General features: G+C 64.3%; 9 protein-coding genes. 5 read left to right on the top strand and 4 right to left on the bottom strand.

Annotation, left to right across the window (positions count from 1 at the left end):
• Positions 1 to 445 precede the first annotated feature (445 nt).
• The 5 genes from WA702_RS01520 to WA702_RS01500 all read left to right on the top strand — a co-directional run bounded on the left by WA702_RS01520 (position 446) and on the right by WA702_RS01500 (position 5,655).
• The gene (locus WA702_RS01520; protein ID WP_425108760.1) at positions 446 to 1,006 is read left to right on the top strand and encodes a F0F1 ATP synthase subunit delta; all 561 of its coding nucleotides are present in this window, start codon (positions 446 to 448) and stop codon (positions 1,004 to 1,006) included.
• On the top strand, positions 1,006 to 2,538 hold the full coding sequence (atpA, locus tag WA702_RS01515; RefSeq protein ID WP_425108759.1) for a F0F1 ATP synthase subunit alpha: 1,533 nt from the start codon (positions 1,006 to 1,008) through the stop codon (positions 2,536 to 2,538). Before WA702_RS01520 ends, atpA begins: the two co-directional genes overlap by 1 nt.
• A 184-nt stretch (positions 2,539 to 2,722) precedes the next feature.
• Positions 2,723 to 3,601 (top strand): F0F1 ATP synthase subunit gamma, encoded by an 879-nt coding sequence (locus WA702_RS01510; RefSeq protein WP_425108758.1) that lies wholly within the window; start codon positions 2,723 to 2,725, stop codon positions 3,599 to 3,601.
• Positions 3,602 to 3,699: 98 nt separating this feature from the next.
• Positions 3,700 to 5,142 carry a F0F1 ATP synthase subunit beta gene (atpD, locus tag WA702_RS01505; protein ID WP_425108757.1) on the top strand — a complete coding sequence of 481 codons (1,443 nt, stop codon included), beginning with the start codon at positions 3,700 to 3,702 and terminating at the stop codon, positions 5,140 to 5,142.
• 105 nt (positions 5,143 to 5,247) lie between these two features.
• Positions 5,248 to 5,655 carry a F0F1 ATP synthase subunit epsilon gene (locus tag WA702_RS01500; protein ID WP_425108756.1) on the top strand — a complete coding sequence of 136 codons (408 nt, stop codon included), beginning with the start codon at positions 5,248 to 5,250 and terminating at the stop codon, positions 5,653 to 5,655.
• 97 nt (positions 5,656 to 5,752) lie between these two features.
• Here the strand turns inward: WA702_RS01500 and WA702_RS01495 are convergent, their stop codons facing one another.
• The 4 genes from WA702_RS01495 to WA702_RS01480 form a co-directional block, all read right to left on the bottom strand.
• Entirely contained in the window at positions 5,753 to 6,253 is a 501-nt protein-coding gene (locus WA702_RS01495; protein WP_425108755.1) for an RNA pyrophosphohydrolase, read from the bottom strand.
• The gene (locus WA702_RS01490; protein ID WP_425108754.1) at positions 6,250 to 6,759 is read right to left on the bottom strand and encodes an RNA pyrophosphohydrolase; all 510 of its coding nucleotides are present in this window, start codon (positions 6,757 to 6,759) and stop codon (positions 6,250 to 6,252) included. The genes WA702_RS01495 and WA702_RS01490 overlap by 4 nt, the downstream gene beginning before the upstream one ends.
• An 80-nt stretch (positions 6,760 to 6,839) precedes the next feature.
• Positions 6,840 to 8,087 (bottom strand): divergent polysaccharide deacetylase family protein, encoded by a 1,248-nt coding sequence (locus tag WA702_RS01485; protein WP_425108753.1) that lies wholly within the window; start codon positions 8,085 to 8,087, stop codon positions 6,840 to 6,842.
• A 176-nt stretch (positions 8,088 to 8,263) separates the two neighbouring features.
• Positions 8,264 to 9,187 (bottom strand): S41 family peptidase (locus WA702_RS01480; protein ID WP_425108752.1); only part of this gene is annotated, 924 nt, incomplete at its 5' end.

Genomic DNA, 9,187 nt, shown 5'->3' with positions numbered 1-9,187 from the left:
TAACCGAATACTTCGAATTACTCGGAATGTAAGTTTTGACGGGGGTGGGTAAGTTTTCGTCAAGTAAACCGGCCGGGCCGCGTTCCAGTGCCCAAAAGCGTGCAATCCCTCTGACGTCATGGCCGCCATGCAACAGAGCAAGGAACCCCCGCTTAGCGTTGCAGGTGCAATAACACCGAAGGGCTTGGTCGCGGGCTCGCCGGCGTCAGGAGGACTTTCGTCGGCCGCAGCAACACGCACGGCGATAAGGCGCCAATGAGGGGCCCCGTCTTGTTGCGGCTGCGCTTTCGCTATGTTAGCAAAGCGCCGTTTTTCGTGATCGCGCACCTCACGCAGCGGTCGGAAATCAAAGTCCTGCTTGAATTCCAAGGGCTTGACCATTTCGCACATGCACTGTGCGACGGTTTTTCCTTGTGGGTTTGACATCTGCAAAAAGAGCGCGCCTGTGGCTGCTGAAGATCCATCCGTATCCGGTGTGTCCGGTCGTTATGCGACGGCTCTGTTTGAGCTGGCGCGCGACGAGAAATCCGTCGACGCGGTCAAGGCCGATCTCGACAAGTTCAATGCCATGCTGGCGGAGAGCGCCGACCTGAAGCGGCTGGTCCGCAGCCCGGTGTTCGGTGCCGACACGCAGCAGAGGGCGTTGGCCGCTGTGCTCGACAAGGCCGGCATCACCGGCGCCGCTGCCAACGTCCTGAAGGTGCTCACTGCCAACCGCCGCCTGTTTGCAGTTGCCGACGTGATCCGCGCTTTCAATGCGCTGGTCGCTAAGTTCAAGGGCGAGGTCATGGCCGACGTTACCGTCGCCGAGGCCCTGTCTGACAAGAATCTCGACGCTCTCAAGGACGCCGTGAAGTCGGTGGCCGGCAAGGATGTCATGCTCAACGTGAAGATCGATCCTGCGATCATTGGCGGTGTTGTCGTTAAGCTCGGCAGCCGCATGATCGATAGCTCGCTTCGCACCAAACTCAATTCGATTAAGCACGCGATGAAAGAGGCAGGCTGATGGACATCCGCGCCGCGGAAATTTCCGCGATCCTCAAGGACCAGATCAAGAATTTCGGCCAGGAAGCCGAAGTCTCCGAAGTCGGACAGGTGCTGTCCGTCGGTGACGGTATCGCCCGCGTCTACGGTCTGGACAACGTCCAGGCCGGTGAGATGGTCGAGTTCGAGAACGGCACCCGCGGCATGGCGCTGAACCTCGAGACCGACAATGTCGGCATCGTCATCTTCGGTGCCGACCGCGAGATCAAGGAAGGCCAGACCGTCAAGCGCACCCGCGCAATCGTCGACACGCCGATCGGTAAGGGTCTGCTCGGTCGCGTCGTCGACGCGCTTGGCAATCCGATCGACGGCAAGGGCCCGATCCAGGCCACCGAACGCAAGCGCGTCGACGTCAAGGCGCCCGGCATCATTCCGCGCAAGTCGGTGAACGAACCGATGTCGACCGGCCTCAAGGCCATCGACGCCCTGATCCCGGTCGGCCGCGGCCAGCGCGAGCTGATCATCGGCGACCGCCAGACAGGCAAGACTGCGATCGCGCTCGACACCATCCTGAATCAGAAGCCGCTCAACGTCGCGGGCGCGCCGGAAAGCCAGAAGCTGTATTGCGTCTATGTCGCGATCGGCCAGAAGCGTTCGACCGTGGCCCAGTTCGTCAAGGTGCTGGAAGAGCAGGGCGCGCTGGAATACTCCATCGTGGTCGCGGCCACCGCGTCCGATCCGGCGCCGATGCAGTATCTGGCGCCGTTCACCGGCTGCACCATGGGCGAGTATTTCCGCGACAACGGCATGCACGCGGTCATCATCTATGACGATCTGTCCAAGCAGGCCGTCGCCTACCGCCAGATGTCGCTGCTGCTGCGCCGCCCGCCGGGCCGTGAAGCCTATCCGGGCGACGTGTTCTATCTGCACTCCCGCCTGCTCGAGCGTGCGGCGAAGCTGAACGACACTCTGGGTGCCGGATCGCTGACCGCGCTGCCGGTCATCGAAACCCAGGCCAACGACGTGTCGGCCTACATTCCGACCAACGTCATCTCGATCACCGACGGCCAGATCTTCCTGGAGACCGACCTGTTTTTCCAGGGCATCCGTCCCGCGGTGAACGTCGGCCTGTCGGTGTCGCGCGTCGGCTCCTCGGCGCAGACCAAGGCGATGAAGAAGGTCGCCGGCAAGATCAAGGGCGAGCTGGCGCAGTACCGCGAAATGGCGGCCTTCGCGCAGTTCGGCTCCGATCTCGACGCCGCGACCCAGCGCCTGTTGAACCGCGGTTCGCGCCTCACCGAGCTCCTGAAGCAGCCGCAGTTCTCGCCGCTGAAGATGGAAGAGCAGGTGTGCGTGATCTGGGCCGGCACCAACGGCTATCTGGACGCGCTGCCGCTCAACAAGGTCAAAGCTTTCGAGGACGGCCTGTTGTCGGTGCTGCGTGGCAAGAACGCCGACCTGCTCAACGCCATCCGCGACAGCAAGGACCTCTCCAACGACAGTGCCGACAAGTTGAAGGCGGTGGTCGAAGGCTTCGCGAAGACGTTCTCGTAAGCCAAGCTGTCATGGCCGGGCAAAAGCGCCAAGCGCGTCTTTGCTGAGTTTGTCCCGGCCATCCGCGCCCTAGGCGTGGTAAGGATTTAGACGTGGATGCCCGGCACAAGGCCGGGCATGACGAAGGTGAGGTCGAGTGGTTGGAGCCGACAGGCCGATCACCGGGTTGGGCTAGAGACGAACAATGGCGTCACTGAAAGACATGCGGGTCCGCATCGCCTCGACCAAGGCGACGCAGAAGATCACCAAGGCGATGCAGATGGTCGCGGCCTCCAAGCTGCGCCGCGCGCAGACCGCGGCCGAGGCCGCGCGTCCCTATGCCGAGAAGATGGATGCGGTGATCGCGAATATCGCGAGCGCCGCGGCCGGTTCGTCGACGGCGCCCAGGCTGCTCTCGGGCACTGGCCAGGATCGGGTGCACCTGCTGCTGGTGTGCACCGGCGAGCGCGGCCTCTCCGGCGCGTTCAACTCGTCGATCGTGCGCCTGGCGCGCGAGCGCGCGCTGTCCCTGATGAGCCAGGGTAAAGAGGTCAAATTCTTCTGCGTCGGCCGCAAGGGCTACGAGCAGCTGCGCCGCCAGTTCGACAAGCAGATCGTCGAGCATGTCGAGCTGCGTTCGGTGCGTCAGCTCGGCTTTACCAACGCCAACGATATCGCCAAGAAGGTGATCGCCCGCTTCCAGGCCGGCGAGTTCGACGTCTGCACGCTGTTCTATGCGCAATTCAAGTCGGTGATCGCGCAGATCCCGACCGCGCAGCAGATCATTCCGCTCGTGATCGAAGCCCCGGCCGCCAACGCCGGCCCGACGGCGCTCTACGAATACGAGCCGGAGGAGGACGAGATCCTCGCCGGACTTTTACCGCGCAATCTCGCCATGCAGATCTTCCGCGCCCTGCTCGAGAACAACGCCTCGTTCTACGGTGCCCAGATGTCAGCGATGGACAACGCCACCCGCAATGCGGGCGACATGATCCGCAAGCAGACGCTGATCTACAACCGTACCCGCCAGGCCATGATTACCAAGGAGCTGATCGAGATCATCTCGGGCGCCGAGGCGATCTGACGCTCACACCATCTGCCCTCTGCTTCAGGGCAGCCAAACAAAGTTTTCCGGTCGGACAGACCGCGTCCCAAGAGTTCGGATCGTAAGGAGAGATATTCATGGCTACCGCAGCCAACCAGATCGGTCGCATTACCCAGGTCATCGGCGCCGTCGTCGACGTGCAGTTCGAAGGCTATCTGCCGGCCATTCTCAACGCCATCGAGACCAAGAACGGCGGCAACCGCCTGGTGCTCGAAGTCGCCCAGCATCTCGGTGAATCCACCGTGCGCACCATCGCGATGGACACCACCGAAGGCCTCGTGCGCGGCCAGGAAGTCAGCGACACCGGCGCACCGATCCGGGTGCCGGTCGGCGCCGGCACGCTCGGTCGCATCATGAACGTGATCGGCGAGCCGATCGACGAAGCCGGCCCGGTGCAGGCGGAAGGCCTGCGCCCGATCCATGCGGACGCGCCTTCCTATACCGAACAGTCCACCGAGGCTGAAATCCTCGTCACCGGCATCAAGGTCGTCGACTTGCTCGCGCCTTACGCCAAGGGCGGCAAGATCGGGCTGTTCGGCGGCGCCGGCGTCGGCAAGACCGTGCTGATCCAGGAGCTGATCAACAACGTCGCCAAGGCGCACGGCGGCTACTCGGTGTTCGCCGGCGTCGGCGAGCGCACCCGCGAAGGCAACGACCTCTATCACGAGTTCATCGAGTCCAAGGTCAACGCCGATCCGCACAACCCGGATCCGAGCGTCAAGTCGAAGTGTGCGCTGGTGTTCGGTCAGATGAACGAGCCGCCGGGTGCGCGCGCCCGCGTCGGCCTCACGGGCCTCACCGTCGCCGAGCATTTCCGCGACCAGGGCCAGGACGTGCTGTTCTTCGTCGACAACATCTTCCGCTTCACCCAGGCCGGCTCGGAAGTGTCGGCGCTGCTCGGCCGCATCCCGTCGGCGGTGGGCTATCAGCCAACGCTCGCCACCGACATGGGCGCGCTGCAGGAGCGCATCACCACCACGACCAAGGGTTCGATCACCTCGGTGCAGGCCATCTACGTGCCGGCCGACGACTTGACCGACCCGGCGCCGGCCACCTCGTTCGCCCACTTGGACGCGACTACGGTGTTGAACCGCGCGATCTCGGAAAAGGGCATCTATCCGGCGGTGGACCCGCTCGACTCGACCTCGCGCATGCTGTCGCCGCTGGTCGTCGGTGAAGAGCACTACGCCACCGCGCGTCAGGTCCAGCAGATCCTGCAGCGCTACAAGTCGCTGCAGGACATCATCGCCATTCTCGGCATGGACGAGCTGTCGGAAGAGGACAAGCTCACCGTCGCGCGCGCCCGCAAGATCGAGCGCTTCCTGTCGCAGCCGTTCCACGTCGCTGAAATCTTCACCGGCTCGCCGGGCAAGTTCGTCGACCTCGCCGATACCATCAAGGGCTTCAAGGGCCTGTGTGAAGGCAAGTATGACCACCTGCCGGAGGCCGCCTTCTACATGGTCGGCAACATCGACGAGGCGGTCGAGAAGGGCAAGAAGCTGGCGGCTGAAGCGGCCTAACAGGGCGAATGGCGAATAGGGAGTAGCGAATAGAACTGACTGTTCGCTGCTTCCTCTTCACGTCCCGCCATTCGCTATTCGCCACGCGCTATTCGCAGGTAACTCATGGCCACTTTCCATTTCGATCTCGTCTCGCCGGAAAAGATCGCGTTCTCGGGCGAGGTCGACCAAGTCGACGTTCCCGGCCTCGAGGGTGATTTCGGCGTGCTCGCCGGACACGCGCCGTTCGTCGCCGCGATCCGGCCGGGCATCCTGACCGTGACGACGGGCTCCACGCATCAGAAGATCATCGTGCTCGGCGGCCTCGCCGAAATCTCCGAGAAGGGGCTGACGGTGTTGGCCGAGGTCGCCACCTCGATGGCCGAGCTCGATCGCGAAGCCTTCTCCGAGCAGATCTCCGCCATGGAGGCCAAGCTCGCCGAGAAAGAAGGCAACGAGCTCGATCGCGCCATCGAGCGGCTGGATCACTTCAAAACCATCCAGCATCAGGTCAACACCACAGCGCTTCATTAAGCCGGCGGCGAGCCCGAGAACTCGCGAGACATCAATTGTCGAATGGCCGGGCATCGCCCGGCCATTTTTGCTGTTAGGCGGCACAAGCGAAGCCAGGTTACAGTGGTCTCGCAAACCCCGAGAATTGTTGCGCCACCTCACGATAGACCTCGCGGCGGAACGGCACCACGATGTCCGGGACGCGCGCGAGGCGCTCCCAGCGCCAGGCATCGAACTCGGCCGGTTGGCCATTGCGTGGCGTCAGCGGATCGATGTCAGCCTCATTGCCCGTGAAGCGCAGCGCGAACCATTTCTGGCGCTGGCCACGGAATTTGTCGAACCGGTGCGGCGGTCCGTCATAGGCCGGGAATTCGTAAGTCAACCAGTCGGTCTCGCCGAGGAAATCGGCATCCCTGACATTGGTTTCCTCCCACAATTCGCGCCGCGCGGCTTCGCGCAGATCCTCGCCGGGATCGACGCCACCCTGCGGCATCTGCCATTCCAGCCCTGGCAGGACGATCTCCGGACCGTCATCGCGGAAGCGGCGCCCGATCAGCACCTCGCCCGAGGCGTTGAACAACGCGATACCGACATTCGGACGATAGAGCCGGTCGCTCAACGCGATGCGCCCGCGAGCGAGGCGAATTCCTCGACCACCCGTTCATAGACGGGACGCTTGAATGGCACGATCAGGTGAGGGAGATTCTTCATCGGCTCCCAGCGCCAGTTGATGAACTCGGCCTTGTGGCCGCCGCCGGGATTCGCGACATTGATCTCGGCGTCCTTTCCGGTGAAGCGCAGCGCGAACCATTTCTGGCGCTGGCCGCGATAGCGGCCTTTCCAGGCGCGGCCCGCCACGGTGCGCGGAATGTCGTAGGTCAGCCAGTCCTCGATCTCGCCGAGCTTCTCGACCGAGCGGACGCTGGTCTCTTCGTAGAGCTCGCGTTGGGCGGCTTCCCAGGCGTCCTCGCCGGGATCGACGCCCCCCTGCGGCATCTGCCAGACATGGGACTCGTCGACATGCTCGATGCCGCCGGCACGTCGCCCGATGAAGACCAGTCCCTCCTTGTTGATCAACATCAGGCCAACGCAGGTTCGGTAGGGCAGGTCCTCGTAGCGTGTCATTCCGTCAAAGCCTTCCTGCGGTCGATAGCCCACGGTCTGTCAGGCCCGACCACGCCGCGCCGGCATGTGACCGACCGTGCTCAGTTCGATTTTGATTTCAGCATCGCCGTTGTCAATGGCACAAGCATTATACCCTTGGCGTCCAGCCCCTTGATCCAGGCCCCGACGCGCTCGATCGACACCGGCAGCGCCGAAGCCGTCCCGATCGCGGTGCCGCGCTCCTTGGCGAGGCTTTCGAGCTTGGCCAGCGCATGGTCGATCTCGACCGCAGTCGGCACGGCGTCGATCGCCACGTCGCCCTTGGCGAACGGCATCGCCTGGCCCGTCGCGAGCGAGCTCGCGACGCTGCGCGGCGCTGAGCCGTCGTCAAAGAAAGCGAGGCCGCGCTTCGCCGCTTCGCTGACAATTGGCTGCATCGCGTTCTCGGTGGCGACGAAGCGCGCACCCATGAAGTTGGCGACGCCGACGTAACCCTGCAGGCGGCTCATATGCCAGTATAGCCGATCAAGATTCTGGTCGGGGCCGAGCGTCGCGAGCAGGGTCTGCGGGCCCGGATCATTGTCCGGATAGTCGTAGGGCTCCATCGGGACCTGCAGCAGGATCTCATGGCGCTGGCTGCGCGCCCGCTCGGCAAGTTTTGAAGGATCAGACCCATAAGGCGTGAAGGCCAGCGTCACCGCCGGCGGCAGCTTCACGATGGCGTCTGTGGTCTTGGCGGCGCCGACGCCGAGCCCGCCGATCACGATCGCAACCACCGGCATCTTCGCGGCCTTGGCACGATCGGCATCGGCCGCATAGGCGGCGAACGGTTTCAATCCGTCGACGGCGACCGGGATCATGCCGTAGCGCGACTGTTCCAGCAGCTTCGGATTGATGCCGGGCATGGCGGCGGAAGGAGTTGCGGGAGCGGCGGCGCCGGGCTCGGCATTGTCAGCGCTGCCCGCGCCGATCGGAACCTCCTGGCGGGTGCCGCTGGAGCCGTCGATGATGGTCACGGTTTTGCGCTCGGCACCGGCGTCCTGCTTTGCCGCCGGCGCCGCGCCGCGTTCGTTGCCATGCTCGCCTGCGGCATCGGGCTTGGCGGCCTTGCCGGCCGCCTTGGCCTTAGCGTCGGCCGGCTTGGTGCCTTCATTGATGGCGACGCGCGCGACCGGTTCGCCGCCAAGCGGATTGTCGCCGAAGATGGCAAAGCCCGCGAACGTCACCAGAAACAGGCCGAGCATCACCGCGAGCGCCTGCGGGGCGGTGAAGGGAAGCCGAAACCGGCGCTTGCGACGTGGCTCAGTCTGTCCGAGCGGAGTGCTCAGCTCGTCAGCCGTTTCTGTCATCGATTTTCCCGAATCAGTCGGGCCTACGATACCACGGCAGGCCGCCGCCGCGGCAGAGCCCATACCCAATCACCGTAGCAGGGCGGACGCCGCGGACGCACAGCGCGTGCAGCAAAAAGGGCGGCCTGAGGGCCGCCCTTTTCGATCGAATCGATCAGACTGGTGCGAGGTGCGAATCAGTTCCGCTTCGACGTCGGCTGGTCGGTCGCAGCCGGCTTGTTGTCGTTCGCGGCCGGCTTGTCCGCGGAAGCCTTGTCGGTCGTCGCGGTGTCGGTCGCGGCGGGAGCGCCGGGGACCGCATTGGAGCTGCTCTTGATGCCGTGCAGCAGGTCGTCGGCCATCTTCAGCGCCTTGTCGTCCTTCGCATCCGGCGGCACGTAGGATTGCGAGCCGGTCTTCTCGTCGCCGTCGTTCTTCAGATGGCCGCGCAGCGACGCCTCGCCCTTAGTGTCGGTGCGCGACTTCAGCTCATCCGGCACGTCCTGCAGCACTTCGATGTCCGGCACGATGCCCTTGGCCTGGATCGACTTGCCCGACGGCGTGTAGTAGCGCGCGGTGGTGAGCCGCAGCGCGCCGTTGCCGGCGCCGAGCGGAATGATGGTCTGCACCGAGCCCTTGCCGAACGAGCGGGTGCCGACCAGCGTCGCCCGCTTATGGTCCTGCAGGGCGCCGGCCACGATCTCGGACGCCGAAGCCGAGCCGCCATTGACCAGCACGATCACCGGCTTGCCCTTGGTGAGGTCGCCCGGATGCGCAACGCGGCGCTGGGTTTCCTCGGCGTTGCGGCCGCGGGTAGAGACGATCTCGCCGCGGTCCAGGAAGGTGTCGGAGACGGTCACCGCCTCTTCCAGCAGGCCGCCCGGATTGTTGCGCAGGTCGATGACGTAGCCCTTCAGCTTGTCGCCGATCTGGCCTTGCAGGTCGGCGATGCTCTTCTTCAGGCCTTCGGTGGTCTGCTCGTTGAAGGTGGTGATGCGGATGTAGGCGACGTCATCGGCCTCGACGCGCGAACGCACCGAGCGGACACGGATGTTGTCGCGCATCAAGGTGATGTCGAGCGGATTGTCGACGCCCTTGCGGATGACCTTCAGCTTGATCTT

The organism is Bradyrhizobium sp. (assembly GCF_049798375.1).
GTDB lineage: Bacteria > Pseudomonadota > Alphaproteobacteria > Rhizobiales > Xanthobacteraceae > Bradyrhizobium.
Note: the sequence above shows the minus strand (reverse complement) of the source record. Positions and strands in the feature narration are given on the sequence as shown.

Excerpts from the sequence above, each read along its gene's own strand:
- WA702_RS01490 (WP_425108754.1), bottom strand. The coding sequence starts at position 6,759 with ATGACACGCTACGAGGACCTGCCCTACCGAACCTGCGTTGGCCTGATG.
- WA702_RS01500 (WP_425108756.1), top strand. The coding sequence starts at position 5,248 with ATGGCCACTTTCCATTTCGATCTCGTCTCGCCGGAAAAGATCGCGTTC.
- WA702_RS01485 (WP_425108753.1), bottom strand. The coding sequence starts at position 8,087 with ATGACAGAAACGGCTGACGAGCTGAGCACTCCGCTCGGACAGACTGAG.
- atpA (WP_425108759.1), top strand. The coding sequence starts at position 1,006 with ATGGACATCCGCGCCGCGGAAATTTCCGCGATCCTCAAGGACCAGATC.
- WA702_RS01510 (WP_425108758.1), top strand. The coding sequence starts at position 2,723 with ATGGCGTCACTGAAAGACATGCGGGTCCGCATCGCCTCGACCAAGGCG.
- atpD (WP_425108757.1), top strand. The coding sequence starts at position 3,700 with ATGGCTACCGCAGCCAACCAGATCGGTCGCATTACCCAGGTCATCGGC.